Raw genomic sequence first — 24,528 nt, 5'->3', positions numbered from 1 at the left:
GGCTGAACTGGCTTCAGAGCCGCGCCGTCCCGAAAACGCGATCCCAGAACGCCGACGTCACACCGAAATTGGCCGCTTCGTCGATGTGGTGATGGACCGCGTGGCGACGCTTGAGCGTGTAGAGATAGCTCGGATGCGCGGGATGCCAGTGATGGATCATGTGGTGGATGCTGATGTACCAGAGGTACCCCAGCATCAACCCGCAGCTTACCGCGCTCGCGGTTGCTAAATCCGAGATCATCCATACCGGCAGGAACGCGACCAGCGCATGCACCCCGAGGCTGAGCCAGGTCGGCGTGCCCACCGAACTGCGCTCCTCGACATGGTGACGGTCGTGCAGGTCCTTGATGTAGGGAATGTGGTGAAGAACGAACCTGTGCAGCACATACTCGATCAGCGTCCAGAGGCCGAGACAGGCGAGGACCGTGCCTATCCAGCCCGGCGCACCCTCTTCGCCGGCCTCGAGCAGCCCAGCCACTGCCAGCACGGCGATTACCAGCGGATACACGACGAAGTCGCTGTAGTAGCCAATAAGACCGAGTTGCATCGTCACCTAGCCTTCGAGCCGCCAAATAGGCGATGGTATCAGATTGCCGGACTCGCGGGTGAGGTGCAATGCAGCCGCGCCTGACATAGCGTCGCAATCCCCTGGTGCAAGGTTCGCGTCAACGATTCAAGGACCATCGGCAGGCTGCCAGCTTCGCAAACGGACATACAAAAATGGCAAAACGCAGTGCGGGATTGCTGATCTATCGCCGCAGCGACGACGATCTCAGGGTGTTGCTGGTTCACCCGGGCGGACCCTTCTGGGCGAAGAAGGACGATGGTGCCTGGTCGATACCGAAGGGCCTCGTCGGCGAGGACGAGGATGAGTTGACGGCAGCGCAACGCGAGACCGAGGAAGAGCTTGGCGTCAAGGTCGATGGATACTTCACTCGTCTCGGCGACTACAGGCAACCGGGCGGCAAGATCGTCTCGGCCTGGTCCGTCGAGGCGACCATCGACATCGATGTGACCTCCATCAAGAGCAACAGCTTCACCATGGAATGGCCGCCAAGGTCGGGATCCCTGAAGGAGTTCCCGGAGGTCGACAGAGCGGGCTGGTTCACCTTGCCCGAGGCCGAGGTGAAAATCCTCAAGGGGCAGCGCCCGATGCTTTTGGATCTTGCCAGGCAGCAAGGCGCGGGATGATCCGCAGCCCTCAATAAGGCAGGCCGACATAGTTCTCGGCGAGCGCGGTCGATGCGGCGCGCGAGTGCATGAGGTAGTCGAGTTCGGCCTCCTGGATGCGTTGGCCGAAATCGCCGGTGTCGGGAAAACGGTGCAGCATCGTCGTCATCCACCAGGAAAAGCGCACCGCCTTCCAGACCCGTGCCAGCGCCTTGCCGGAATAGGCATCGATGCCATCATGTGACTTCTCGACGTAGAAGTCGCGCAAACCTGCGAAGAGATAGCGCACGTCGCTGGCGGCGAGGTTGAGCCCTTTCGCCCCGGTCGGCGGTACGATATGGGCGGCGTCGCCAACCAGGAACATCCTGCCGAAGCGCATTGGCTCGGCAACGAAGGAGCGCAGCGGCGCGATCGATTTCTCGAAGGATGGGCCGGTGACGACATTTGCCGCCGTCTGCTCCGGCAAGCGGCGGCGCAACTCGTCCCAGAAGCGCTCATCCGACCACGCCTCCACGCGATCGTCCTGCGGGCACTGCACATAGTAGCGGCTGCGATGCGTCGAGCGCATCGAGCACAGCGCAAAACCCCGCTCGTGATTGGCGTAGACCAGTTCGCGGTCGGCTGGCGGCACCTCGGCCAGCACGCCGAGCCAGCCGAACGGATACTGCCGCTCGAAGATTTTTAGCGCACGCTCGGGCACCGATTTGCGGCTGACGCCATGATAACCGTCGCAGCCGGCAACGAAGTCGCAGTCGATGCGATGCGTGACGCCATCCTTGTCATAGGTGGCGAAAGGCGCGGTGCCGTCGAAATCGTGCAGAGCGACATTTGCCGCCTCGTAGATCGTGGTCAGCCCTGCCGCGTCGCGCTTGTCCATCAAATCATGCGTCACCTCGGTCTGGCCATAGACGGTGACATGCCTGCCGCCGGTCAGCGCCTCGAGGTCGATGCGATGCAAGCGTCCGTCGAAGGCAAGCGAGATGCCAGCATGCGGCAGCCCTTCGGCATGCAGCCTTGCCGCCGCGCCGGCCTGTTCCAGCAATTCGACGGTGCCCTGTTCGAGCACCCCTGCCCGCACGCGGCCAAGCACGTGCTCGCGGCTCGCACGTTCCAGAATGACCGTCTCGACGCCGATGCCGGCCAGCAATTGCCCAAGCAGCAACCCGGACGGCCCGGACCCGATGACGACGATTTGCGTGCGCATCAGTGGCCGAGACTTTCGACCTGTGCGGCCAGTTCGGCGGCAAGGCGCAGCGACGCGGCCGTTGCGACGACCATTTGCGGCAGCAATAGCCACTCCAGGGTCCAGGCAGCACCCGACCGCTCCTGCTCATGCACGAGCGCGTGATGCAGGCCGGCAAGCTGCGTGGCGTTGAAACGGGCAAGCGCCACCAGCGCTTCGGCCTTCACCGGGTTCTGCTTGTGAGGCATGGTAGACGAGCCGCCACCGCCGGAAAGTTTGATCTCGGTTCCATCTTGCGCCATCAGAGCGATGTCCTGGCCGAATTTGCCGAGGCTGCCGGTCAGCAGCGATAACCAACCGGCAAAATCAGCGAGCGCGTCGCGCTGGTTCTGCCATTGCGGTGCGTCGCCAAGACCAAGCCTGACGGCCAGGGCTGCGCGCACTGCCTTTCCTTTGTCGCCTAGTTTTTCCAGTGTGCCGGCGGCACCGCCGAACTGCACCACCAGCAAGCGTCTCGACTGTTCCGGCAGCCTTTCCTGATGCCGTTGCAGCGGCCCCTGCCACGCTGCCACACGATCCTGCACTTTGATCTGAATCGCCTTCTGCATACGCGTCATGCCGGTCAGCGCCCTGCCGCCAAAACGCTCTTCGAGCGAGGCGAGGCGCATGACGGTTTCGGTCAACAGCAGATCGAGATGCTCGACGACGGGTTTCAGCCGAAGCATCAGGCCCGTGTCGACGACGTCCTGACTGGTCGCGCCGAAATGCACTTTCTGGCCATGCGGTTCGCCGACCGCCGCCCTGATCTGGCGCACCAACTCCGGCACCATGACGCCGTCTTTGGCGACCCCGGCTCGCAGCAGAGCCGTGTTCGGCCGGAAGGTGCCAAGCGCCGCCACGATCGCTGCCCCCGCATCCTTGGAGATTATCCCGTTATCGGCCTCCGCTTGCGACAGCGCCTGTTCAAAGGCCAGCATGGCCTCGATTTCCGCCTCGACGGAAAAATGCCTCGCCGCTTCTTCGTCGCCGAGAAGAGCGGAGAGCAGCGGATGGTCGAAAGGCGATACAGTCATGTCACAGGCCTCCTGAGCATCAGCTGTCGAAGAAGACCGTTTCCTTCTCCCCCTGGAGATGGACGTCGAAGACATACATATCGCCTTGGCGCTCGGCGATCAGCGTCGGCACGCGAAGGCGGTGCTCGACCCGCGCAAGGATCGGATCTTCAGCATTGGCCTTTTCCTCATCGGAAAAATACAGTCTTGTGTGCAGGCCGAGATTGATGCCGCGGGCGACGATCCAGAGCGTGATATGCGGCGCCATCAGGCGACCATCGTTGAACGGGACGCGGCCAGGCTTGATCGTCTCGAACGCACACAGGCCGGTGTCCATGTCGGTCGGGCAACGGCCCCAGCCGAAGAAGTTGGGATCGGCCGTGCCGCGCGGTTCTGCCGGCGAATTGTAGAGCCCGTCGGCATCCGCCTGCCAGATCTCGATCAGCGCATCCTTGAGCGGCGTGCCAGTGCCGTCGAGCACCCGGATGCGCAGGCCGATGCGCTCGCCCTTGGTCTTGTCGTTGACCATGGTCGCGCCGAGGTCGGTCGGGTAGACGCAGCCGATGCCACCGAAATTGGGCGTCAGCCCGATATGAACGTAGGGTCCGGCGGTCTGCGAGGGGCTCTCCCTGAGCCGGTCGAACGACTGGGCCAATCAATTGCCCTCCAGCCTGTTTTCGAACCGCGACGCGCGGCGCCCGCGCAGAACGATGTCGAACTTGTAGGCGCGCGCGTCGAAGGGGATCGTCGCTTGCATGTCGAGCGTTGCGATCAGCGTCTCAATGGCCGCCTTGTCGGGGATGCCGCGCACGATCGGGCAGTGCCAGATCAGCGGATCGCCCTGGAAATACATCTGCGTGATCAGCCGCTGCGCAAAGCCGTGACCAAAGACAGAGAAATGGATGTGCGAAGGCCGCCAGTCGTTCGGCCCGTTCGGCCAGGGATAGGGACCGGGCTTGACGGTACGAAACGCATAGAAGCCATCCTCGCCTGTAATAGTTCGGCCACAACCGCCAAAATTCGGATCGAGTGGCGCCAGATAGCCATCCCTCTTATGGCGATAGCGGCCACCGGCATTGGCCTGCCAGAACTCAAGCAGCGCGCCGGGCACGCCAACGCCACGTTCGTCGAGCACCCGCCCATAGACGAGGATGCGCTCACCGAGCGCGCTCTCGCCGGGCCTGGCGAAATTGTGGATCAGGTCGGCGTCGAGTTCGCCGAGCATGGCGTGACCGAAGACCGGGCCTGCAATCTCCGACAGCGTGTTGTCGAACGACAGCGGCGCCTTTTGCGGTGAGCGCAGCACCGAGGTTTTATAGTTCGGCGTCAGAGCCGGCGGATGCCATGTCCGGTCGCGCTGGAAGAAGGCGCCGGTCTCGGGCCTCCGGGTCGAGCCGGACTCAGCGGGCATTCTGGCTCCCGTCCATTTCCGAAAACACCTCCTTGGCGATCTTGAAGGCACGGTTGGCGGCCGGCACGCCGGCATAGATGGCGACATGCAGGAACGCCTCGCAGATGTCGTCGCGCGACGCACCGGTGTTGGCGGTGGCGCGCACATGCATGGCGATCTCCTCATCATGGCCGAGTGCGGCCAGCAGCGCCAGCGTGACGATCGAACGCTCACGCTTGGTGAAGCCCGGCCGCGCCCACACGGTTCCCCAGGCAGCCTCGGTGATCAGCTCCTGGAAAGGCTGGTCGAAATCGGTGGCGGCGATTTCGGCCCGGTCGACATGCCGGTCGCCGAGTACCGAGCGCCGCACCGCAAGCCCCTTGCGATATCTGGCTGCGTCGCCGGGGGCTTCATCCATGGGTTGCTGTCCCAGGGGCAAGCGACGCGATAAAACTGCGGATCAGGGCGACCAGCGCTTCAGGTTGTTCGACGCAAGGAATGTGTCCGGCGTCGCGGATGATCTCGAAGCGCGCGGCGGGGATCAGCTCGGCCAGCGAGCGGACGAGATCGGGCGGCGTCGAGCCATCCTGGTCGCCCGCGACACAGAGTGTCGGCACCGCGATGCGGCGTGCGGCATCGGTGAAATCGGCATCGCGAACGGCAGCGCAGGTCCCGATGTAACCGGCGAGCGCTTGCCTGGTCATCATGTTCCTATAGCCGTCGAGCTCGGCCACACGCGCTGCGTGGAAGGCGGGGGTGAACCACATTTTGAGCACGCCATCGGCAATCGCCTGGATGCCCTTGCTTTCGACCGTTGCGATGCGTGTGTTCCAGCTGTCCGTCGTGCCGATCTTGTGCGCCGTGTCGCAAAGGATCAGGCCTTCGACGATTTCAGGTCGCCTGGCATAGAGCCCCTGCGCGATCATGCCGCCAACCGACAGGCCGCACAGCACGACTTTGCTCAATTCGAAATGATCGATGAGGGCCGAGAGATCATCGACATGATCGTCGATCGACCTGATGTCGCCGATGTCGGACAGCCCGTGACCGCGCTTGTCATAGACCAGCAGCGGCATTTCACCATCGAGCGCCGAGACAATTTCGTCCCAGATCCGGAAGTCGGTGCCCAGTGAATTGATGAATATGATAGGGCGCGCATTGCCGCTCGCCCTGATGTGGCGATGGTGCAGCGTGATGCCGCCGATGGTGAGGAATGGCACGGTTTCGGTCCTCCGCCCCCACATTGCACAAGGCGTTTGGTTCGGTAAAATGATATTTTGCGTCGTTTCATTAACTCATGGGTTATTAATTCATGTCCGAGAGCCGGATCCGGTTCCGCCATTTGCAGGCATTCCTGGAGGTCGCGCGGCAGGGAAGCGTGGCACGAGCGGCTGACTTGCTGCATGTCAGCCCGCCGGCAGTGACCAAGACATTGCGCGAGCTGGAAGGGGCGCTGGGGGTTGCGGTGGTCGAGCGCGACGGCCGTGGCATCCGACTGACGCGCATTGGCGAGATCTTTCTTCGCCATGCCGGAACGGCGATCACGGCACTCAAGCAAGGCGTCGATTCCGTCCGCCAGGACGGAGCGGTCAGCCGGCACCCGATCCGCATCGGTGCGCTGCCGACAGTGTCGGCGCGGGTGATACCGCTCGCCATGGGCCTGTTCCTCGAGGAGGACACAGGTGCGGCGATCAAGATCGTCACCGGCGAGAACGCCGTGCTGCTCGAACAGTTGCGCACCGGAGCGCTCGATCTCGTCGTCGGAAGGCTGGCGGCGCCGGAAAACATGACCGGCTTCTTCTTCGAGCACCTCTATTCTGAACCGGTGCTGTTCGTGGTGCGAGCCGGACATCCGCTGCTTGATCCGGGACAGGATGTGTTCGCACGGCTCGACGAATTCCCGATGCTGATGCCGACGCGGGAATCGGTCATCCGCCCCTTTGTCGACCGCCTGTTCATCACCAACGGCATGACGGCGCCGGCAACCGAGATCGAAACCGTTTCAGACTCCTTCGGCCGCGCCTTCCTGCGGCAAAGCAATGCCGTCTGGATCATTTCGGCTGGCGTCGTTGCCAATGAACTCGGCAGCGGCGCCTTCGTCGCCCTGCCGGTCAACACCGAGGAAACCAAGGGACCGGTCGGCCTGACCATGCGGACCGACACCGCGCCCTCGCCGGCCTTTTCCATCCTGCTGCAGACCATCCGCGAAGCGGCAAGGCAAAGCGGCTGATGCGTCAGGCTGTGCGGGATCTTCATCGGCAGAAGGCAGTCGGGTCGAGGTCGAAGACCCGTCCCGGATTGAGGATGTTTCTCGGGTCAAGCGCTGCGTTCAGCCGCCGCATCGTGGCGATCTCGGCGTCGCTGCGGACCAGATGCAGCCACTTCTTCTTGTCGAGGCCGATGCCATGTTCGGCCGAAACGCCGCCTGCCGGGCAAACGCTCGTCCACGCAAAGCGACGTCGTCCGTGTCCGTCGGCAATGTAAACCAGGACAATCGTCCTGTATCGATCACGATGGATCGTGATCGATACCGGAGAGTTGTCTTACTGAAGCTTGGCTTGCAGCGCGTTGACATCGTCGGTGGTCATTTCACCGTCCGTTGCCACCTTGCCGTCGACGATCTTCCACAGGCGGAACGGGCCGGTGATGTCGCCATATTTGTCGAAGGCGACAGGGCCGATGACACCTTCATAGCGGATCGGCTTGCCGTCCTTGATCAGGCCGAGCGCCTTGGCGAACTCTTCCTTGCCGGCAAAGATCGGCGTGCCGGCCGGATCGACGGCCTTGTACATCGCATCCTTGATCTTGGCCGGGTCCTCAGAACCGGCAATGGCGATGGCCAGACCAACAATCGCGCCGGCGTCATAGGAGCGGTCGGCCGCCGGATTGGTCGGTTCGATGCCGGAGAATTCCTTGTAGTTCTTGGTGAAATACTCCGTCGAGGCCGTCGGGCTGGTGCCGGAGGACGTGCCGTAGGCTTCCTTCAGATAGTCGGCGCCGACGGACTCGATGAAATCAGGGCTGTTCATGCCGTCATTGAGCAGGAATTTCTGCACGCCGCCCTGCGAGATCCAGGTACGGGCGACCGTAGCGCCGTCGACCGGCGTGCTGACGAGATAGAGGCCGTCGGGCTCGCCGGCCATCGCCGCCGTGACTTCCGAGGCATAGCTCGACTGCTTCTCATTGTAAGGCGTGTCGGAGACGATGGTGCCGCCGAGCGCTTTGTAGGCGCGCGAGAATTCGGCCACCATGTTGACGCCGAAATCGTTGTTGACATGGATGATCGACAGCTTCTTGAAACCCTTGTCGATGGCGTATTTGGCGGCGGCAACGCCCTGCAGCGCATCCGAGGTGATGGTGCGGAAGAAGATACCGTTGGTCTTGCCGTCGCGGCCGAGCGCGGTCAGCGTCGGCGAGGACGAAGCCGGCGAGACCTGGACGATCTTGGCTGGTGCGGTGACCGAAGTCAGAATCGGGATCGACACCGAGGAGATGATGCCGCCGATGATGACCGGCACCTTCTTGACCTGGACCAGCTGGGTGGCTGCGTCGACCGCTATGTTGCCCTGGCTCTGGCTGTCGCGCGTGTCGGTGACGAGATCGCAGCCGCGCACACCGCCGGCTCCGTTGATGTCGCGGAAGGCCATCTCGACCGACTTGGCGCCGGCCTGGCCGTATTCGCCGGCCGGGCCGGTCAGCTCCATGACGAGGCCGACGGTGATCTTGCAATCGGCGGCTTGCGCAGCACCCGCCATCGTGACGAGGGCGAGCGCGGTGGTGAGTTGGAGTATCGTCTTTGTCATTGTTGTTCCCCTTTCGTTACTCGACTGTATTTGAATTCTGGAGCCTGTTCAGCGTTCCGGCACCTGCAGCCAGGTCTCATGCAGATGTCGCCATTCAACGCCGTTGGGCGCCGATGAACTGGTGGTGAAGACGGCACTGGACTGGCGGCGGCTGTGCTTGCCTGCGCGCAGCTGCGCTTCGACATAGAGGACGACGATGGTATCGGCGTCCTGCCAGCCGGGCCGGATGTCCTCGATCGAAATGGCAAAACCATCGTCGCAGGAAGCGCGGCTTGCGCGGACATGATCGATGACCGCTTCGCGGTCGAGGATCTGCCCGTCCGGCGCCACCATGCTGAGGTCTTTGCCCATGGCGCGTTCGAAGCGGCCGAAGTCCACCGTGTTGGCGCGCGCAGCGACGAACCAGTCGACGAAGAAGCGGTGCAGGTCGATGATTTCGGCGCTGGCGCGTGAAAACAGGGAGGGCTCGTCGCTCATTTCTTCCCCGCATTGAGGTTGTAGTGCATGATCGAGCCGTGACGGCCGTGACGGTCGCGCTCCAGCGTGTAGACGTCGCCCTCGAGACCGGTGCCTTGCGCGATGACGGCGGCAATCCGCGCCCGGTCTTCGGCGTCGAGCGCAACGTCCATGATCTTTGCATTGGCCAGCGCATGCGCCTGGTTGCGGGCGCCGACGATGACGGCCGCCACTTGCGGCTGCTCCAGCACCCAGGCGCTGGCGATGGTGGCGATGTCGACGCCGTGGCGGTCGCCAACGGCCTTCAGCGCCTGAAGCAGGTGCTGGAAAAGGCCCCAGCCGCCGAAATCGTCGATGATCAGCTTGTATTTCACCAGCGAGCGGTTTTCGAGCGGCGTGGCCGGTTCGGCCACGCCGAGCCATTTGTCGCTGAGAAAGCCGCCGGCCACCGAGCCATAGCAGAGGAAGCTGACGCCGTGTTTGGCGGCGAGGTTCGCCAAGCTGTTGCCAGGCCGCTGGTCGAGCACCGAATATTGCAGCTGCTGGCTGACCAGCGGTATGCCGGCGGCAAGGATTTCAGCCAGGCGCGGCGTGTCGAAATTGGTGGTGCCGAGATTGCGCACCTTGCCTTCAAGCCGAAGCTCGTCGAGCCAGCCCATCGCCTCGACATAGCGAGGCTGGTCATAATCCCACCAGTGGAACTGAACGAGATCGAGCCGCTCGGTCTTCAGCCGCCGCAATGACTGGTCGACGATGCTCCTGATGTAGTCGCGGCTGATGCTGGCCAGCCGTTCGAGGTCGGGCACCAGCTTGGTGTGCACCTTCATCCGGGCGGCGACATCGAGGCCGCGCTCACTGGCCAGTCGCAGGCGCGCGGCGCCGATCAATTCCTCGACGCCGGTGTAGATGTCGGCGCAATCATAGGTCCAGATGCCGGCATCGAAGGTGGCGATCAGATCGGCCACCGCCTGGCTGCGGTCGATGGCGCCGTGGCCGCCGGCCAGCTGCCAACCGCCGCGGATGACGCGCGAGATGGTGTAGCCAGAGCCGAGTTCGAAGGTCTTGGCACTCATCTCAGGTCATCCTCTTTAGGCAGCGGCACCGCCGTGGTCTCGGCGTGGCTGAACCGCCGCTTGGCCATCCTGACGATCCTCAGCCGGCTGGCGCAATTGGGATCGGGACAAGCGATCTCCGCGTCCGAGGTCATCCAGTCGTTCGGGTGGGTTGGGCGCTGCTTGGCCGCCAGCAGAGGCAAGACGGCGGCCAGCGAATAGATCGAAAAACCCTGCCCTGCCGGCATCGACAGCATCTCGCCCTTAAGTTCGAAATAGTCGCCTTCCTTGGCGCCGCAATAGATCGGCTTGCCCTCCGGGATGACCGCCTCGACGCGAAGATCGAACAGCTCGAAACTGTCGTCGGCCATTCAAGCCTCCATCAGGCTGAAGGTAACATCGCAGGCGCCGTTGCGGCGGATGACACCGCAAGCGGCGGCGAACCGGTCACGCTCTTCGACGCGCACTTGCGCCACCACGCTGCCGGCCAGCCAGCCGATCGGGAACAAGAGCCGCGCGCCCTGCCCGTAGTAGAGGCCGATGTCGAAGATCGCATTGGGATTGCCGCCCCACATGCGTGGCGGCACGTAGGAAAGCACGATGTCGCCCGGCTGCGGCGTCAGCGTCGCGTTCTCGGCCGGCAACGGTTTCGCATAGGCCTGGCCCTCGAGATCGGCCGCGGGAACCGGACAGGAGATTTCCGGCCCCGTCCACATCGCATGGATGCCAGGGACGACACGTGGCGTGCCGAGATAGGCCGAGAGGAAGGCAGCGTTTTCCGGTGCCTTCTCGGGCAGCAGCAGCGCCGTGACGGAAAGCTGCGAGCGCGGCTCGGTGATCCTGATGGCGGTCATGTCTGGTCTTTCGCGGCGGCGGCCTGCAGCTTGCTGCGCAGGAAGGTGAAGGGGCGGCTGATGTCGGCGACAAGCGATTCGCGCGCCGCCTGCGCATCCTGCGTGGACAGCGCCATGACGATGCGGCGGTGATACTGGGCGGTGTCGACTTCGCCGGCCTCCGAGAAGGCATAGATAGCGACGCGGATGCAGGGCCCCGATTGCAGCCACAGGCTCTCGATCATCGGGATCAGCACGGCTGAGCCGCAGGAGCGGTAGATCTCGAAATGAAAGCTCTGGTTGAGCGTCACCTCGCGATCGACGTCCTTCTTGTGCTTCAGCGCCCGCATCTCGTCCCATTCACCGAGAATGGTCTCGATGGTGGCGATCTGGCGCGGGCCCATGCGGGCGGCGGCCAGCGCTATCGCCTCCCCCTCGATCAGGATGCGCGCACGCAACAGATCATCGAGGCGTTCGAGCGTGATCGGCGGCACGCGCACCGAACGGTTGGGCAGCGCCTCCAGCGCCTTTTCCGTGATCAGCCGGCCGAGCGCCTCGCGCACCGGCATGGTCGAGGTGACCAGCGCATCGGCCAGGCCACGGATGGTCAGCACCTGGCTCGGCTCGAACAGGCCGCCGATCAAAGCGCGGCGCAATTCGGAGTAGACACGGTCCTGCACGGTCTCGCGGCCGACCGGCGCAAGCTGGGCCGCGATCGCCTCGTTGTTCTTTTCGATGGCAGCCTTTTGCATGGAATTCCGTTCTTGGCCGGTTTTCGGCTTGCGGAAGAAATTAAAGCCGAATAGCGTGATCAAAGCAAGTGTGATCACAAATCATAATCAGGAGACGGCGACGATCGTCTTCGGCCAGAGGGTTTGATGAGCGAGGCAACCAAACGGCAAGGGGAAACCCGCGCGCCGGTTCTGACGGCAAGGAATGTCGTCAGGCGGTTCGGCGGCCTTGTCGCGGTCAACGATGTCTCGTTTGACGTCAAAGCGGGAGAAATCCTCGGCTTGATCGGCCCCAATGGTGCAGGCAAGACGACGATGTTCGACCTGCTCGCCGGCAGCATCCTGCCGACCAGCGGCGAGATCCTACTCAACGGCACGCCTGTCTCGGGCGAAGCCGCGCACCTGCGCATCGGTCATGGCCTTGGCCGAACTTTTCAGATCCCGCGCCCGCTGCCCAATCTGAGGCTGATCGAAAACATTATGCTGGCCGCACAGGGCCAGGCCGGCGAAAAGCTGCTCGCCAATTTCATCACGCCATGGCGCGTCGCCGCGCAGGAAAGAGCCGCCAGGACAAAGGCGCTCGAACTGCTGGAACTGGTCACCCTCACCCATCTCGCGCATGAGCCGGCGCGGGTGCTTTCCGGCGGCCAGCGCAAGCTGCTCGAACTCGCCCGCGTGATGATGGCCGACCCGGCGATCATACTGCTCGACGAACCGGCGGCCGGCGTCAACGCGACGCTGCTGGAGGTCATCATCGACCGCATCCGGGACATCAACGCGCGTGGCATCACCTTCCTGCTGATCGAGCACAATATCGATATGGTGACGCGGCTTTGCCATCGCGTCCTCGTCATGGCGAGCGGCCAGCTGCTCAGCGAAGGCACGGCCGAAGAAGTCGCTCGCGACCCACGTGTCATCGAGGCCTATCTCGGAGGCGCGGCATGAGCGAGATCGTCCTCGATGTCCGCGACCTCGAAGCCGGTTACGAGCCCGGCGTGCCGATCGTGCGCGGCGCCTCGATCACTGTCAAAAAAGGCGAGATCGTCGTCGTGCTGGGCCCCAACGGCGCCGGCAAGTCGAGCTTCATCAAGGCCATCGCCGGCCTCGTCCCGATCACCGGTGGCACGGTGTTTCTGGACGGCAAGGACATTACCGCTGCGCCTGCCCACACCATGGTGCGGCTTGGACTGGCCTTCGTGCCGCAGACCGAAAACATCTTCCCGCTGATGTCGGTCGAGGACAATCTCAGGGTCGCCTGCGGCGTCCTCGAGCGGCGCGAAATCCCTGCCCGCATCGAGGAGATGTATGCCGCCTTCCCAGACCTCGTCCGCCAGCGCCGCACCGCCGCCGGCAATTTGTCGGGCGGACAGCGGCAGATGCTCGCTGTCGCACGGGCGCTGATCGTCCACCCCAGAGTGCTGGTGCTGGACGAGCCGTCGGCCGGCCTGTCGCCGAAATTCGTCTCGATGGTGTTCGAGATGCTGGCCGGCATCCGCAAGTCCGGCGTCACCATCCTGCTGGTCGAACAGAATGCCAAGGCGGCGCTCGCCATCGGCGACCGCGCCTATGTCCTGGTCGAAGGCAAGGACCGGCACGAGGGCATCGCCTCCGAATTGTGGAACGATCCGGTGGTCGCCGAACTCTATCTCGGCCAGCGCCCATCTAAGGCAGGGAAAGGAGGTGAGGCATGAGCCTGCAATTTGTCGTCGACGGATTGCTGACGGGTTCGATGATCGGCCTCGGCGCCATCGGCGTGACGCTTACCTATTCGATCCTGCGCTTCTCGAACTTCGCCCATGGCGACTTCATGGCATGGGGCACCTATGCGACGCTGGCCGTCGTCAGCGCCATCGGTGCGACAGTAGGCAAGGTGGCGCCGATCGCACCGCTGTCCTTCGGCTGGCCGCTCATTGTTGCGCTCGTTATCGGCATGGCCTTCACCGCGCTCTTGGCGCTGCTGCTCGACAAGGTGCTGTTTTCGCGGCTTCGCTCGCAAGGCCAGGCGATCATCGTGGTGATGGCGAGCTTCGGCGCCTCGATGGCGCTGAGAAGCCTGCTCGAATTCACCTTCACCTCGCGGCCGACCTATTTCAGCCGCGCGATCCAGATCGCCATGCCGGTCGGCTTCGGCATCCGCATCACACCCGACCAGATCGCGCTTTTGCTGCTGACCGCGGTGCTGGTGCTCGGCGTGCATCTGTTGATAACGCGCACGCAGACCGGCCGCTCGATGCAGGCCTTGAGCCAGAACGCGGCGCTGGCCCGCATCGTCGGCATCGATGTCGCCAGCGTGGTGCGCGTCACCTGGGTCATCGGCGGCGCTCTCGCCTGCGTCGCCGGCGTGATGATCGGCATTCTGGTGCAGATCCGCCCGTTCATGGGCTTCGACATGCTGCTGCCGATGTTCGCCGCCGCCATTCTCGGCGGCATCGGCAGCATTCCCGGTGCGGTGCTCGGCGGCCTGATCATCGGGCTCGCCGAAGCCGGTGCCGTGCAGCTGATCGGCGCCGAGTGGCGCGCCGCCGTTTCCTTCATCATCCTGATGGCGGTGCTGTTCGTGCGACCGATCGGCCTCTTTGGTGTGAGGGAACGCTGATGGATCTGCTCGGCTACGGCGCCTTCTTTCTGACCACCGCGCTGATCTTCTCGCTGGTCACGCTGGGGCTCAATTTGCAATGGGGCCTGACCGGGCTGTTCAATGTCGGCCTCGCCGGCTTCGTTGCCATCGGCGCCTACACATCGGCGCTGCTGACCACACCGGACGATGCCGCGCGGCTGGGCGGCTTCGGCCTGCCGATCCTTGTCGGCTGGGCGGGCGCCATGGTCGTCGGCGGCATCGCCGCAGCGCTGACCGGCATGGCGACGCTGCGGCTGAGATCCGACTATCTGGCGATTACCACCTTCGGCGTCGCCGTGGTGGTGCAACTGGTCGCGCTCAACGCGCAGAAACTGACCGGCGGCCCGTTCGGCATCGGTTTTATTCCGCGCCCCTTCGGCAGCCTTGCCGAGACGCCGCTGCTGTTCAACCTGTCCAACCTTGCCGTGGTCTCGGTGGTGACGCTGATCGCCTATCTCGCCTTGGAACATTTGTCGCGCAGCCCGTGGGGGCGGGTCTTGAAGGCGTTGCGCGAGGATGAGCGGGCGGCGATCTCGCTTGGCAAGAGCGCGCGTTTCTACCGCGTCCAGGCCTTTGCCGTCGGCGGCGCCATCATGGCGCTGGCCGGCGCGCTGCAGGCGCATTTCACCGGCTTCATCGCGCCGGACAATTATCTGCCGATCCTGACCTTCCAGGTCTGGGTGATGCTGATCGTCGGCGGCTCGGGCAGCAATCTCGGCGCCGTCATCGGCAGCATCCTGGTGTGGGCGATATGGGCCGGATCGGGCACGCTGACCAGCATCCTCTTCCCGCCGGAACAGCAGGCTCGCGCCGCCGCGCTGCAGATCGCCGCCATCGGCGTCATGCTCTGCGTCATACTGCTGATCCGGCCGAACGGCCTATTCGGCGACAGACCGCGGCGGTCCTGGTTAGGTAAGCGGGCGAAGGCGGCGACGGCCAGGAGCATTTCGCCGTCATGAATGCCACGGTTCGGCGGGAAACGCATGGCGCTTCGCTGTGGCATGCCGTCAGCCGCAACCGCCGCGAGCGGCCGGCGCTGCAGAGCGGGCTCGCTGTCGACCTGGCCATCGTCGGCGGTGGCTTTTCCGGTCTTTCCACCGCGCTGCACGCGGCGGGGAAAGGCCTTTCCGTCGCCGTTCTCGAAGCCGAATTCATCGCCTGGGGTGCGACCGGCAGGAATGCGGGCTTTGTCGTGCCGAACTTCGCCAAAATGGATCCAGTCGACATACTGGCCCATCTCGGACCGTCGCGCGGCGAAAGGCTGATCGATTTCGCCGCCGGCAGCGCCGACCTGGTTTTCCGCCTGATCCGGCAGCACGGCATCGACTGCGACGCCGTGCAGAACGGATGGATCCAGCCTGCGCATTCGCCTGCCGCCTTCGAGAAGGTCAAGTCACGTGCCGGGCAATGGGCACAGCTTGGCCGGCCGGCAGTCACATTGGATCGGCAGGAAATCGAAGCCCTGACGGGCGTGCCGGGCTATGCCGGCGGCTGGATGGATCGTTGCGGCGGCGTGCTCAATCCGGTCGCCTATGCGCGCGGGCTTGCCGATGCGGCGGAGAAAGCCGGCGCGAAGGTCTTCGAGCAGACGCGCGTCGCCTCGGTTGATCGCATAGCCGATGGCTGGATGCTGAAAACCCCATCTGGCTCAGTACGCGCCGGCAAGGTGCTGATCGCCACCAACGCCTATGGCTGGTCCCTCAATCCGTCATTGCAGCGAACCTATTTCCCGCTGAAAGTCTTCCAGATCGCGACAGCGCCATTGCCTCGTGAAGTACGCAGCCGGTTGCTTCCCGGCGGGCAAGGCGTCGGTGACACCAGACGCAATCTGTTCACCTTCCGCTTCGACGCCGAAAACCGGCTGATCAGCGGCGGCATGAACATCCTTGGCGCTGGTGCCGACACGCGCGTACCGCAGACGATTTGGCGAAGGCTTGGTCGGCATCTCGGTCTGCCCGACCTGCCGCCGCTTGCCTACAGCTGGTCGGGAATGGCAGCGGTTGAACCGGATTTCCTGCCGCACCTGATCGACCTCGGTCCGGGCCTGATCGCCGGACGCGCCTGCAACGGCCGCGGCATCGCGATGACAACGGCGATGGGCAAGGTGCTGGCGGACTGGGCCTCTGGAACCGAGGCCCGCGACCTGCCGCTGCCCTTTGCGTCGCCGGCGCCAATCCCGTTCCATGCCTTGCTGCGGCACGCGCCCAACATGCTGCTCGGCTGGAGCATGCTGCGCGACCGGCTGGACGGGACGAGCTAGGCCGACGGCTACCTGGCAGCGTCAAGGTTTGCCGACAGCACGGCGGCCGCCATCGCGATGTCCTCTTCTATGAAGACCCGCACAGTGGGGCCGCTGCGCTGCTCCAGTGCGGCGACGATCTTGCGATGCGCGTCGTTGGAGTGCGGGATGTAGCGATCGGCCTGCATCAGCAGCTTGAGATAAGGCCCAACCCGCCCCCAGAGGTCGCGGATCATGTTCAAAAGGATCGGCGCGCCGGCATGCTGGTAGATGGCGAAGTGGAACGCCTCGTTCAACGAGAGATAGGCCCTGGCGTCGCCGGCCTCGATGGCACGCTGCATGCCGGCGAGCGTCGCCTGTATGTCAGCCAGCCCGCTTTCGCTCATCCTGGTCGCCGCCATCTCGCCCGCCAGTCCCTCGACGGCGATACGGATGCGCGTCAGTTCCTCGAAGGCAGGCGCGGACAGCAACGGCACGATGACCGAGCGGTTGTTCTGCATCTCGAGCAGTCGCTCGGCGACAAGCCGCTGCAGCGCCTCGCGGATTGGCGTGGTCGAGATGCCGAACGTCTCGGCGAGCTTGCGTATAACCAGCGTCTGCCCCGGGCTGAAGCCGCCTGAAATCAACTCCTGCTTGAGCGCGCCATAAGCGCGGTCATTCAGGGTTTGATGTTCGAGCTTCAGCATGCGATCGGCCCGATCACCAGTTCGACAGCGCGCGATCGAGCGTCTCGGCCAGTTGCTCGGCATTGTCCCTGGCAAACGGCAGTGGCGGCCTGATCTTCAGCACATTGCCGCGCGGACCGCAGGACGAGATCAGCACGCCGTCCTCGCGCATGGCTTCGACGACCGCCGATGTCTTGGTGGCGGCCAGCGCCTCGTCACCGTCCGCCGTCAGCTCGACACCGAAATAGAGGCCGTTGTGCCTGATATCGGCGACCGCGCCATGCCGGCTCTGCAGGGCGCGCAGCAGCTCAGCCGTATAGGCGCCGACATTGCGCGCATTCTCGATCAGTCCTTCACCTTCGATCACCTCCAGAACGGCGAGGCCGACGGCGGCAGCGACCGGATTGCCGCCAAAAGTGTTGAAGTAACCGGTGTTCGAGCCGAAGGAGGCGACAAGTTGCGGCCGCACCAGCACGGCACCCATCGGGTGCCCATCGCCGATCGGCTTGCCCATCGTGACGATGTCGGGCTCGACGCCGTAATTCGCGAAGCCCCACATGCCCTGGCCGAGCCGGCCGAAGCCAGACTGGACCTCATCGGCAATGACGATGCCGCCGGCCTTTTTTACATGGTCGGCCGCCTCGCGCATCACCGCCGCATCCGGAAAGAAGATACCGTCGCTGGAAAAGGCCGAGTCGAGAAGCAGCGCTGCCGGCCGGATATTCTTTGCGCCCATGTCCTCGATGGCGGCCGCGACATTTCTGGCGAAATCATGCGCGGCCCGGCCATGGTCGCGGAACGTGTCCGGCGCTGCCACGGTGCGGTGCTGCGGGGGCACGCCCTTACCTCCGACCGCCGCCGGCGACAGTTGCGCCGTCGCGATGGTGGCGCCGTGATAGGCGAAGTCGGTGATGATCACGCCGGTGCCGCCGCTGGAATGCTGGGCGATGCGGATGGCGAGGTCGTTGGCCTCGCTGCCGGTGCAGGTGAACATGGCATGGCCGAGGTGGGCCGGCACGGTGCCGAGAAGTTTCTCCGCGTAGTCGAGGATGATCTCGCTGAGATAGCGTGTGTGGGTGTTGAGCGTGGCGGCCTGCGCCGACAGCGCCTCGACGACACGCGGATGGCAGTGTCCGACCGAGGCGACGTTGTTATAGGCGTCGAGGAGTCTGCGACCCTGGGCATCGTAGAGCCACACACCGCTGCCACGCACCAGATGGATCGGGTTGCGGTAGAAGGCGCGATAAGTCGGCCCGAGCAGCCTGGCGCGGCGCTCGAGCAGCGCGCGCTCCGATGCTGCCGCGTCGGCATTTGAAGGATATGGCGAGGACTGGGACACGAGCATTTACTCCGGATTGGAATTGTCGAGAAAATAGCGGCGGGCATCGGTGGATGACAGACCATCCAGCTTTTCAAGCGAGGCCCAGACCTCGGTGGCGAGGCGCAGCACATAGTCGCGCTTGGCCGGGGAGCGCTCGGCCTGCCAACTGGCGATGTTGACGATGAGCGCAAGGCGGGCACGGATCAGATTGAAGAGAATGCTGATCTCTTCCTCCTCGAGCGGCTGCACGGACTGATAGCCGGCGACGAAGCGCGCGGCCGGCGCCAGCGGATGGCCTTGCGCCGGCCAGCGATAGACGGCGCCGATGGCGAGGTCGCAGATCAGCGGCGAATGGATCATGTCGCCGAAATCGAGGATGCCGCTGACGATCTCCGGCCGCGACGCGTCCATCACCACATTGTAGGAGTTCATGTCGTTGTGAACGATCTGCGCGCGCAGGGTCGGGATGACCGGCGCCGCATGCTGCTCGAAGGAGTCGATCGCGCGCTCGACCATCGCCCGCCGGCTCGGATCACTGATATGCGCCATCATCGGCCGTGTCTTGGCGACCTTGCGGATGTCCCAGAGCAGGTCGTTGCCAGCGGCCGGGTGGAAGAAGCCGCGCAGCGCCCGGCCAAGGCGGGCGAGGAAGACGCCGAGATTGCGATCCTGCGCATCGGAAGTCGGCGAGCGCGACAGCAGCTGACCGGGCAGATAAGTCACCAGCCGGATGATGCGCGGCGCCGATCCACCAACACTGGCCGCAAATTGCGCTTCGCCTTCAAGGCTTTTGCGCACCGAGGGAACCGGCAAGGTGGGGTCGACTGCAAGGATGTGGTCGAGCGCCTTGTTCTGGAAATCGGTGAAGCCGGCCTCTTCCGCCGGATGGGAGATCTTTAGAACGAACTCACGCTCGCCGTCGGCCTGGATGTGGAAATTGTGGTCGCGTTCGCCAGGCAGCGGACGCGCGGTGCCGGTCAGCCCATAGTACCGGCGCAGGATGGCGAGCGCTTCGGCCGCCGAAACATCAGGCGCGTCCTCGGCGAGTGTTTCGCCGAACGCATCGGGGACGGCCGCATTCATGGCTTAGCCTCGATAGGTTCAAGCCCGCACCAGTCGGCGATGAACAGCGCGATGGTCTGGGTGACCTTGCGCACCGAGCCGAGATCGACCGCCTCGTCATAACCATGCGGCATGCGGCAGATCGGGCCATAGACGATCGCCGGCGTGTCGGCATAGAGGCCGAAGAAGCGCGCATCCGTGGTCGCCGAGGTGACGTGTTCCGCCAGCGGCTCGCCCCAGACGGCGGTATGGCTGCGGCGCAGCACGGATTCCATCTCGTCGGCACCCTCCAGCACATAGCCTTCGGCCATGAAGCCGTTGTAGGTGAGGCTCGGCGGACGATTGGCCAGGAACGGATCGGCACGCGCCGCTTCGGCGATACAGGCCTCGAGCTCGGCTCTCGCGTCTTCGAGCCTCTGGCCGGGATAGGTGGCGACGCGCATCTCGAAGACACAGCGCGCCGGAACGCTCGATGTCCACTCGCCCCCTTCGATCTTGCCGAGATTGAAGCGGATCGGGTGCGGGTGATCATGGAAATGCTTGTCGTCGACCTTGCGCGCGTTCCAGACGATTTCGAGTTGCTTCAGCGCCTGGATGATGACGAAGGCCTTTTCGATGGCATTGGCGCCGGCCGAGAATGCACCCGACGCGTGCTGCGGATCGCCGTCGACCTCGACCCGGAACCAGATCGGCCCGACCTGTGCCCGCATCAGCTTCGGCTCCAGCGGTTCGGGAATGAAGGCGGCGTCGGCGCGGTAGCCGCGCTGCAGGCAGGCAAGCGCGCCATTGCCGGTGCATTCTTCCTCGACCACCGACTGCAGGTAAACGTTCGCGGCCGGCTGATAGCCAAGGCTGCGCAAGGCGGTCAGCGCATAGAGACAGGCGGACAGGCCGGCCTTCATGTCGCCGGCGCCGCGGCCATGCATCCAGCCGTCCTCGATCACCGGGTCGTAGGGATCGCGCACCCAGCGGTCGAGCGGTCCGGTCGGAACGACATCGATATGGCCGTTGAGGATCAGCGAGCGGCCGGTCGCGTTTCGCGGCGTATGCGTGGCAACGACATTGAAGGCGTCGTCATAAGAAACTGCCACGGGTGAAAAACCCGGCAGGTCGCGAATCGCATCGACATCGACGCGCCACATGTCGACGGCATAGCCGTCAGCCTCAAAGGCAGCCGCCATGAACGATTGTGCGGCATGTTCCTCGCCACGCTGTGAAGGAAAACGCACGAGCTCTTGCAGAAACGCTACCTGCCGCGCGAAGCCGTCATCGACCGCGCTCAGAATGGCCTCGTCCGCAATCCGCTCAGGCATCATATTTCACTTTCTTCTGAATGGTGTATCATATCTCATATGCCATTCCTGTGAAATGCAAGAGGCATACGCGCCAAACTTTCAGTCCAAGGTTTGCCGTTCGATGCTGCCATGGTCTTGGGGAGTTGGCATCGGATGCAGCAAGCCGATACTGCTATCTCTGGAAGACATGACGGGGAATGCGTTGATCACCGAAGACACGATGCCGGCCGAAATCACCGATCTCGCCATTGGCTACCATCGCCTGCCGGCGGGCAAGCTTGCCAATGCGGTGACGTGGATGGAGGCGCGCTCGCCGCAGCCCGATCTCGCGCACCCCTTGGCCATGACACGGATTACGACGCCCGACTGCGCTTCCTATCGGGCGATCTTCCTCGAGATCGGCGCGCCCTGGCTTTGGGACCGTGTTTCCGAAATGTCCGATGCCGAAATCACCGAGCATTTCGCTGACCCGCGCCAGCATCTCTACTACGGCCATGACGAGACCGGCGCCCATCTCGGTATGGTCGAATTCTTCGTCGCCGACAGCAGCGAGATCGAGATCATCTATTTTGGCCTGTTCCCGTCCCTGACCGGCAGGGGTTTCGGCAAGCGGCTGATGGCTGGGGTATTGGACCTCGCATGGCGTCTCAACCCGAGCCGCATCTGGCTGCATACAAGCAGCTTCGATCATCACAGCGTCATCGGCTTCTACAGTGCCTGCGGGTTCGTGCCGTTCGCGACCGGATTTGAGATCGTCGACGATCCCCGGATCAAGGGAACCTTGCCGCGCGATGCCGCACCGCAGATTCCGCTGATCGAAACGGAGTGGAGCAATGGCAAGGGAGCCGCGCTTTCCCCGGAAAAGCGACAAGTTGCGCGGACCTAGATGAGAACAGCCCCGCAATCCGTCAGCCAAGCGTCGCCGCACCATCGCCGATGGGTTCGCCGCGAGACCATCCTGTCGACGCTGGAGCGCCATATCGACACGCGCATCGTGCTGTTCGCCGCGCCCGCCGGCTTCGGCAAATCGACGACGATGGCGCAATGGGCCGCGGAAGTCGCGCGCCACGGTCGGCTGACCGCTTGGCTGTCTTGCGAAGCGACGGACAATGACGAGGGCGCCTTCCTGTCGCATCTGGTGGGCGCGCTGCGCCAACTGGTCCAGAGTCCGGCGGAACTCGATCTTGCCTTCCAGTCGAGCCCGATCCCCCAGCTCGATGTCGTGCTCTCGGCGCTTGTGGCGGGTCTGGCGGCGCGCCAGGCCGACATCACCCTGTTCTTCGACGATTACCACGCCATCGAGGCGCCGGCGGTGAAGCGGTTCATGGAGCGTCTGACCCGGCAGGCGCCGGCAAACGTCGCCTTCGTCATCGGCTCGCGCAGCCTGCCCGACCTGCAGCTCGGCAAGCTCCGGGTGCTTGGCGACGTCTTCGAAATCGGCCCGGACGATCTGCGCTTCGCCTCGTCAGAAGCGGAAGCCTTCTTCAACGACAAGCTGGGCTTGAGCGTCAGCAGCGGTGCGGTGGAAACCCTGTGCTCGCGCACCGAAGGATGGGCCGCCGGCCTGCAACTGGCCTCGCTGTCGCTGAGTGCCGCACATGCACCCGAAACCATCGGCAACTTCACCGGCGCCAACCGAAACGTCGCCGACTTCCTGATGGGCGAAGTGTTCCTGGAACTGCCGCCGGCAATCGCAAAATTCCTGCTCTACAGTTCGATCTTCGAACGCTTCAGTGCCGAGGCCTGCCGAGCGGTGATGCGGGCGGCCGATGCCGAGGCGGCGATTACCGAGATCGAGACGCGCAACCTGTTCCTGGTGCCGCTCGACGAAGAACGGCGCTGGTTCCGCTACCATCATCTGTTCCGCGATTTCCTCAGCCGCGAAATGGAGCGGCGCGAACCGGAGATGATCGCGCCGCTGCATCTGGCGGCCGCCGAATGGTTCGGCGAGCGCAAGATGCTGACAGAGGCGATCGGGCACGCGTTGGCCGCCCGCGACCATGCCCGCGCGGCGGTGTTCGTCGAGAACAATGCGCTCGACCTCATCGCCCAGTGCCAGCTCCTCTATGTGCGTCAGTTGCTTGCGCTGCTGCCGAGGACGCTGATTGACCAGCGCATCCGGCTGCAACTCGTCGTGCTGTGGCTGGCGGTGCACAGCAGCCAACCCGAGATTGCGCAGCAGACGCTTAGCAACGCGCGCAAGCTGGTCGAGGCCGGACCGGCCGACGGCAGTGACCCTGGCACCATGACCGGCACGACGATAAAGGCCGAGCTCGTGGTCCTCGCCGCTGCCGTGCACAGCACGCTGGAGCAGTTCGATCAGGCGCGCGACACAGCCCTTGCGGCCCTGCGCGTCATTGCGCCCGATGCCTGGTTCATGGAGGGCGCGACCGCCAACGTCATAGGCTACAACCTCTATGCGCTGGGCGACCTCGAAGGTGCCCGCGCCGCCATCGACGCGGCACGACGGGCGCACGAGCGAAGCGGCAGCCTGCTCGGCGTCACCATCGCCAATTGCTACATGGCCGTGATCGAGCGTTCGGCGGGCCGCCTGCCCGCCGCAGAGCGGCTGCTGCGCAACGCCATCATCGAGGCCAGGGCGCGGATCGGTGCAAACTCCTATGCCGAAGCCCTAGCCGGAACGCTGCTTGCCGAACTCGCCTACGAGACCAATGCGTCGGGCGAGGCGTTGACGCTGGTCGAGAATCTCGGACCGCAGATCGAAGGCGCGGCGGTCATCGTCTATCCCTTGGCCAGCGTGCCGACCTATGCCCGCGTGCTGCAGCTGACCGGCCGCACCGAAGCGGCACTGGATATGCTTGAGCGCATCTATCAACGCGTGCGCGGCACCGTCTATCGCCGCCTGGCATCGATGATCGTGCATGACCGCATACGTGTGCTGCTCGACCAGAACCGCAATGTCGAGGCGCGCGCGCTGCTGACCGAGCATCGCGGCGAAGGGACCGAGGCTTCGATGGCCATCACCACCGCCAACGAGTTCGAGTTCTTCGCCGAAGGCCGCCTGCTGACGGCCGAGAAATCCTATGCCGCGGCCGCCCGAATTTTCGACGAATTGTTGGTGCGAACGAAAAGCAGCGGGCGCATGCGCCGCCATATCCTCGCGCTGATCCTGCGCGCCAAGGCAGTCAGCGCCACCCATGACCAACGCGTGGCGGACCGTTATCTTCTCGAAGCACTTCGTCTTGCCCAGCCGTCAGGCTTCATCCGTTCCTTCGTCGACGAGGGAAGGCCTGTTATCGACGGGTTGATGCGGCTGCGTGCGGCCCAGGCAAAGACCGATCCAGCACTGTCAGCCTATGCCACGCGCATCATCGACGCCGCGCAGACAATGCCTGTCGCGACTCGCAAGCTGGCCGCACCAGCCGCTGAGAAGGAACAGCTCACCCAGCGCGAGGCCGAACTGCTGCGCTATCTCACTGAGGGCATGTCCAATCGCGATATCGCCTTGGCGCTGTCGGTGAGCGAAACCACGGTGAAATGGCACCTGAAGAACATTTTCGGCAAGCTTGCGGTATCCAACCGGGTGCAGGCGGTGCGCGCCGCGCAAGGGTCAGCAGGCGCCCATCCCCCTCCGAAAGGAGGGGTATAGAATAACGGGCACAACCCCTCTTTCGGGTCGGGCCACATGATCGTCAGCC

General features: G+C 64.2%; 26 protein-coding genes and 1 pseudogene. 9 read left to right on the top strand and 18 right to left on the bottom strand.

Annotated elements, in window-relative coordinates:
- Positions 1-13: 13 nt before the first annotated feature.
- A complete protein-coding gene (locus NP945_RS19340) occupies positions 14-547 on the bottom strand; it encodes a sterol desaturase family protein (protein ID WP_127266577.1) in 534 nt (177 codons plus the stop codon).
- Positions 548-720: 173 nt separating this feature from the next.
- On the opposite strand from NP945_RS19340, the gene NP945_RS19335 reads away from it, so the two are divergent.
- Positions 721-1,191 (top strand): NUDIX domain-containing protein, encoded by a 471-nt coding sequence (locus tag NP945_RS19335; RefSeq protein WP_127266578.1) that lies wholly within the window; start codon positions 721-723, stop codon positions 1,189-1,191.
- Between the two features lie 10 nt (positions 1,192-1,201).
- Here the strand turns inward: NP945_RS19335 and pobA are convergent, their stop codons facing one another.
- Genes pobA through pcaD form a run of 6 tightly spaced genes read right to left on the bottom strand, consistent with a single transcriptional unit; the run spans position 1,202 to position 6,015 of the window.
- Positions 1,202-2,374 carry a 4-hydroxybenzoate 3-monooxygenase gene (gene pobA / locus NP945_RS19330; RefSeq protein WP_256747249.1) on the bottom strand — a complete coding sequence of 391 codons (1,173 nt, stop codon included), beginning with the start codon at positions 2,372-2,374 and terminating at the stop codon, positions 1,202-1,204.
- On the bottom strand, positions 2,374-3,426 hold the full coding sequence (locus NP945_RS19325; RefSeq protein WP_256747248.1) for a 3-carboxy-cis,cis-muconate cycloisomerase: 1,053 nt from the start codon (positions 3,424-3,426) through the stop codon (positions 2,374-2,376). Before NP945_RS19325 ends, pobA begins: the two co-directional genes overlap by 1 nt.
- Positions 3,427-3,445: 19 nt before the next feature.
- Complete coding sequence (gene pcaG, locus NP945_RS19320) at positions 3,446-4,060, bottom strand: protocatechuate 3,4-dioxygenase subunit alpha (RefSeq protein WP_256747247.1); 615 nt, start codon at positions 4,058-4,060, stop codon at positions 3,446-3,448.
- Positions 4,061-4,816 (bottom strand): protocatechuate 3,4-dioxygenase subunit beta, encoded by a 756-nt coding sequence (pcaH, locus tag NP945_RS19315; protein WP_256747246.1) that lies wholly within the window; start codon positions 4,814-4,816, stop codon positions 4,061-4,063.
- Positions 4,806-5,213 (bottom strand): 4-carboxymuconolactone decarboxylase, encoded by a 408-nt coding sequence (gene pcaC / locus NP945_RS19310; RefSeq protein WP_256747245.1) that lies wholly within the window; start codon positions 5,211-5,213, stop codon positions 4,806-4,808. The genes pcaH and pcaC overlap by 11 nt, the downstream gene beginning before the upstream one ends.
- On the bottom strand, positions 5,206-6,015 hold the full coding sequence (pcaD, locus tag NP945_RS19305; protein ID WP_256747244.1) for a 3-oxoadipate enol-lactonase: 810 nt from the start codon (positions 6,013-6,015) through the stop codon (positions 5,206-5,208). Before pcaD ends, pcaC begins: the two co-directional genes overlap by 8 nt.
- A gap of 92 nt (positions 6,016-6,107) precedes the next feature.
- Here pcaD and pcaQ point away from each other — a divergent pair, with 92 nt between their 5' ends.
- Positions 6,108-7,025 carry a pca operon transcription factor PcaQ gene (pcaQ, locus tag NP945_RS19300; RefSeq protein ID WP_127266585.1) on the top strand — a complete coding sequence of 306 codons (918 nt, stop codon included), beginning with the start codon at positions 6,108-6,110 and terminating at the stop codon, positions 7,023-7,025.
- 22 nt (positions 7,026-7,047) lie between these two features.
- On the opposite strand, the pseudogene NP945_RS19295 reads toward pcaQ, so the two are convergent.
- From NP945_RS19295 to NP945_RS19265, 7 genes and pseudogenes are all read right to left on the bottom strand, one after another.
- Positions 7,048-7,221 (bottom strand): annotated as a pseudogene (locus NP945_RS19295) (FAD-linked oxidase C-terminal domain-containing protein); the annotation flags it as partial.
- Positions 7,222-7,338: 117 nt separating this feature from the next.
- The gene (locus NP945_RS19290) at positions 7,339-8,598 is read right to left on the bottom strand and encodes an ABC transporter substrate-binding protein (protein WP_013532975.1); all 1,260 of its coding nucleotides are present in this window, start codon (positions 8,596-8,598) and stop codon (positions 7,339-7,341) included.
- Between the two features lie 48 nt (positions 8,599-8,646).
- The gene (locus NP945_RS19285; protein WP_127266587.1) at positions 8,647-9,075 is read right to left on the bottom strand and encodes a DUF4440 domain-containing protein; all 429 of its coding nucleotides are present in this window, start codon (positions 9,073-9,075) and stop codon (positions 8,647-8,649) included.
- Positions 9,072-10,127: an aldo/keto reductase gene (locus NP945_RS19280; protein WP_127811104.1), complete on the bottom strand. Its 1,056-nt coding sequence runs from the start codon at positions 10,125-10,127 to the stop codon at positions 9,072-9,074. The genes NP945_RS19285 and NP945_RS19280 overlap by 4 nt, the downstream gene beginning before the upstream one ends.
- Complete coding sequence (locus tag NP945_RS19275) at positions 10,124-10,477, bottom strand: TIGR04076 family protein (RefSeq protein WP_127270671.1); 354 nt, start codon at positions 10,475-10,477, stop codon at positions 10,124-10,126. The genes NP945_RS19280 and NP945_RS19275 overlap by 4 nt, the downstream gene beginning before the upstream one ends.
- On the bottom strand, positions 10,478-10,960 hold the full coding sequence (locus tag NP945_RS19270) for a DUF3830 family protein (protein WP_127270673.1): 483 nt from the start codon (positions 10,958-10,960) through the stop codon (positions 10,478-10,480).
- Positions 10,957-11,691 carry a GntR family transcriptional regulator gene (locus tag NP945_RS19265; protein WP_127270675.1) on the bottom strand — a complete coding sequence of 245 codons (735 nt, stop codon included), beginning with the start codon at positions 11,689-11,691 and terminating at the stop codon, positions 10,957-10,959. Before NP945_RS19265 ends, NP945_RS19270 begins: the two co-directional genes overlap by 4 nt.
- Positions 11,692-11,817: 126 nt before the next feature.
- On the opposite strand from NP945_RS19265, the gene NP945_RS19260 reads away from it, so the two are divergent.
- The 5 genes from NP945_RS19260 to NP945_RS19240 are packed head-to-tail and all read left to right on the top strand — an operon-like array spanning position 11,818 to position 16,547.
- A complete protein-coding gene (locus NP945_RS19260; RefSeq protein ID WP_256747243.1) occupies positions 11,818-12,615 on the top strand; it encodes an ABC transporter ATP-binding protein in 798 nt (265 codons plus the stop codon).
- Positions 12,612-13,361, top strand: coding sequence for an ABC transporter ATP-binding protein (locus NP945_RS19255; RefSeq protein WP_127381440.1), 750 nt, complete (start codon positions 12,612-12,614; stop codon positions 13,359-13,361). Before NP945_RS19260 ends, NP945_RS19255 begins: the two co-directional genes overlap by 4 nt.
- Entirely contained in the window at positions 13,358-14,266 is a 909-nt protein-coding gene (locus NP945_RS19250; RefSeq protein ID WP_127327031.1) for a branched-chain amino acid ABC transporter permease, read from the top strand. Before NP945_RS19255 ends, NP945_RS19250 begins: the two co-directional genes overlap by 4 nt.
- Positions 14,263-15,246: a branched-chain amino acid ABC transporter permease gene (locus NP945_RS19245; protein ID WP_256747291.1), complete on the top strand. Its 984-nt coding sequence runs from the start codon at positions 14,263-14,265 to the stop codon at positions 15,244-15,246. Before NP945_RS19250 ends, NP945_RS19245 begins: the two co-directional genes overlap by 4 nt.
- Positions 15,243-16,547 (top strand): FAD-binding oxidoreductase, encoded by a 1,305-nt coding sequence (locus tag NP945_RS19240; RefSeq protein WP_127276523.1) that lies wholly within the window; start codon positions 15,243-15,245, stop codon positions 16,545-16,547. The genes NP945_RS19245 and NP945_RS19240 overlap by 4 nt, the downstream gene beginning before the upstream one ends.
- An 8-nt stretch (positions 16,548-16,555) precedes the next feature.
- Here NP945_RS19240 and NP945_RS19235 read toward each other — a convergent pair whose 3' ends face one another.
- Genes NP945_RS19235 through NP945_RS19220 form a run of 4 tightly spaced genes read right to left on the bottom strand, consistent with a single transcriptional unit; the run spans position 16,556 to position 20,887 of the window.
- Positions 16,556-17,212: a GntR family transcriptional regulator gene (locus tag NP945_RS19235; protein WP_127327028.1), complete on the bottom strand. Its 657-nt coding sequence runs from the start codon at positions 17,210-17,212 to the stop codon at positions 16,556-16,558.
- 13 nt (positions 17,213-17,225) lie between these two features.
- Positions 17,226-18,536, bottom strand: a complete 1,311-nt coding sequence (locus NP945_RS19230) for an aspartate aminotransferase family protein (protein WP_256747242.1) — start codon at positions 18,534-18,536, stop codon at positions 17,226-17,228.
- Positions 18,537-19,595: a phosphotransferase gene (locus NP945_RS19225; protein WP_256747241.1), complete on the bottom strand. Its 1,059-nt coding sequence runs from the start codon at positions 19,593-19,595 to the stop codon at positions 18,537-18,539.
- Positions 19,592-20,887 (bottom strand): ArgE/DapE family deacylase, encoded by a 1,296-nt coding sequence (locus tag NP945_RS19220; protein ID WP_256747290.1) that lies wholly within the window; start codon positions 20,885-20,887, stop codon positions 19,592-19,594. The genes NP945_RS19225 and NP945_RS19220 overlap by 4 nt, the downstream gene beginning before the upstream one ends.
- A gap of 169 nt (positions 20,888-21,056) precedes the next feature.
- On the opposite strand from NP945_RS19220, the gene NP945_RS19215 reads away from it, so the two are divergent.
- Positions 21,057-21,755 carry a GNAT family N-acetyltransferase gene (locus NP945_RS19215; RefSeq protein ID WP_256747240.1) on the top strand — a complete coding sequence of 233 codons (699 nt, stop codon included), beginning with the start codon at positions 21,057-21,059 and terminating at the stop codon, positions 21,753-21,755.
- A complete protein-coding gene (locus tag NP945_RS19210; protein ID WP_256747239.1) occupies positions 21,756-24,479 on the top strand; it encodes a LuxR C-terminal-related transcriptional regulator in 2,724 nt (907 codons plus the stop codon).
- The last annotated feature ends 49 nt before the right edge of the window (positions 24,480-24,528 follow it).

The organism is Mesorhizobium sp. LMG17149 (assembly GCF_024518695.1).
Lineage (GTDB): Bacteria > Pseudomonadota > Alphaproteobacteria > Rhizobiales > Rhizobiaceae > Mesorhizobium.
Note: the sequence above shows the minus strand (reverse complement) of the source record. Positions and strands in the feature narration are given on the sequence as shown.

Excerpts from the sequence above, each read along its gene's own strand:
- NP945_RS19340 (WP_127266577.1), bottom strand. The coding sequence starts at position 547 with ATGCAACTCGGTCTTATTGGCTACTACAGCGACTTCGTCGTGTATCCG.
- NP945_RS19335 (WP_127266578.1), top strand. The coding sequence starts at position 721 with ATGGCAAAACGCAGTGCGGGATTGCTGATCTATCGCCGCAGCGACGAC.
- pobA (WP_256747249.1), bottom strand. The coding sequence starts at position 2,374 with ATGCGCACGCAAATCGTCGTCATCGGGTCCGGGCCGTCCGGGTTGCTG.
- NP945_RS19325 (WP_256747248.1), bottom strand. The coding sequence starts at position 3,426 with ATGACTGTATCGCCTTTCGACCATCCGCTGCTCTCCGCTCTTCTCGGC.
- pcaH (WP_256747246.1), bottom strand. The coding sequence starts at position 4,816 with ATGCCCGCTGAGTCCGGCTCGACCCGGAGGCCCGAGACCGGCGCCTTC.
- pcaC (WP_256747245.1), bottom strand. The coding sequence starts at position 5,213 with ATGGATGAAGCCCCCGGCGACGCAGCCAGATATCGCAAGGGGCTTGCG.
- pcaQ (WP_127266585.1), top strand. The coding sequence starts at position 6,108 with ATGTCCGAGAGCCGGATCCGGTTCCGCCATTTGCAGGCATTCCTGGAG.
- NP945_RS19290 (WP_013532975.1), bottom strand. The coding sequence starts at position 8,598 with ATGACAAAGACGATACTCCAACTCACCACCGCGCTCGCCCTCGTCACG.
- NP945_RS19285 (WP_127266587.1), bottom strand. The coding sequence starts at position 9,075 with ATGAGCGACGAGCCCTCCCTGTTTTCACGCGCCAGCGCCGAAATCATC.
- NP945_RS19280 (WP_127811104.1), bottom strand. The coding sequence starts at position 10,127 with ATGAGTGCCAAGACCTTCGAACTCGGCTCTGGCTACACCATCTCGCGC.
- NP945_RS19275 (WP_127270671.1), bottom strand. The coding sequence starts at position 10,477 with ATGGCCGACGACAGTTTCGAGCTGTTCGATCTTCGCGTCGAGGCGGTC.
- NP945_RS19270 (WP_127270673.1), bottom strand. The coding sequence starts at position 10,960 with ATGACCGCCATCAGGATCACCGAGCCGCGCTCGCAGCTTTCCGTCACG.
- NP945_RS19265 (WP_127270675.1), bottom strand. The coding sequence starts at position 11,691 with ATGCAAAAGGCTGCCATCGAAAAGAACAACGAGGCGATCGCGGCCCAG.
- NP945_RS19260 (WP_256747243.1), top strand. The coding sequence starts at position 11,818 with ATGAGCGAGGCAACCAAACGGCAAGGGGAAACCCGCGCGCCGGTTCTG.
- NP945_RS19255 (WP_127381440.1), top strand. The coding sequence starts at position 12,612 with ATGAGCGAGATCGTCCTCGATGTCCGCGACCTCGAAGCCGGTTACGAG.
- NP945_RS19250 (WP_127327031.1), top strand. The coding sequence starts at position 13,358 with ATGAGCCTGCAATTTGTCGTCGACGGATTGCTGACGGGTTCGATGATC.
- NP945_RS19240 (WP_127276523.1), top strand. The coding sequence starts at position 15,243 with ATGAATGCCACGGTTCGGCGGGAAACGCATGGCGCTTCGCTGTGGCAT.
- NP945_RS19235 (WP_127327028.1), bottom strand. The coding sequence starts at position 17,212 with ATGCTGAAGCTCGAACATCAAACCCTGAATGACCGCGCTTATGGCGCG.
- NP945_RS19230 (WP_256747242.1), bottom strand. The coding sequence starts at position 18,536 with ATGCTCGTGTCCCAGTCCTCGCCATATCCTTCAAATGCCGACGCGGCA.
- NP945_RS19225 (WP_256747241.1), bottom strand. The coding sequence starts at position 19,595 with ATGAATGCGGCCGTCCCCGATGCGTTCGGCGAAACACTCGCCGAGGAC.
- NP945_RS19220 (WP_256747290.1), bottom strand. The coding sequence starts at position 20,887 with ATGCCTGAGCGGATTGCGGACGAGGCCATTCTGAGCGCGGTCGATGAC.
- NP945_RS19215 (WP_256747240.1), top strand. The coding sequence starts at position 21,057 with ATGACGGGGAATGCGTTGATCACCGAAGACACGATGCCGGCCGAAATC.
- NP945_RS19210 (WP_256747239.1), top strand. The coding sequence starts at position 21,756 with ATGAGAACAGCCCCGCAATCCGTCAGCCAAGCGTCGCCGCACCATCGC.